Origin of the sequence: Paucibacter soli (assembly GCF_037482845.1) — a bacterium.
Lineage (GTDB): Bacteria > Pseudomonadota > Gammaproteobacteria > Burkholderiales > Burkholderiaceae_C > Paucibacter_B > Paucibacter_B soli.
This window is the reverse complement of the sequence record NZ_JBBHJW010000047.1, coordinates 1-353: the sequence shown is the minus strand read 5'-3', so window position 1 is coordinate 353 and position 353 is coordinate 1. Positions and strand designations below refer to the sequence as shown.

The following is a 353-nucleotide window of genomic DNA, read 5'->3' as shown; positions in this document are numbered from 1 at the left end:
ATCGGCTGCAGCAGCCATTTGTCGTAAAGCTTGGCGATCTCGCCCGACTTCATCATCGCCTTGATGCTGTCGTCCACCGCCTTCTTGAAGGCCGGATCGTCCTTGCGCATCATGATGGCGATCGGCTCCACCGACAGCACCTCGCCGACAATCTTGAAGTCCGCCGGGTTCTTGCTCTTGGCGATATTGCCGGCCAAGAGCGAGCCGTCCATCACAAAGGCATCGGCGCGGCCCGACTCCAGCAGCAAAAAGCTGTCGGCATGGTCCTTGCCGAACACCTCCTTGAAGTCCACGCCGGTGGCACGCTCATGCTTGCGCAGGGTCTGCACCGAGGTCGTGCCGGTGGTGGTGGC

1 protein-coding gene is annotated in these 353 nt (G+C 61.5%); it reads right to left on the bottom strand.

Features of this window, described 5'->3' with window-relative positions; genetic code table 11:
- The coding region (locus tag WG898_RS25220; RefSeq protein WP_339605524.1) for a transporter substrate-binding domain-containing protein at nucleotides 1–353 on the bottom strand (353 nt) is incomplete at both ends.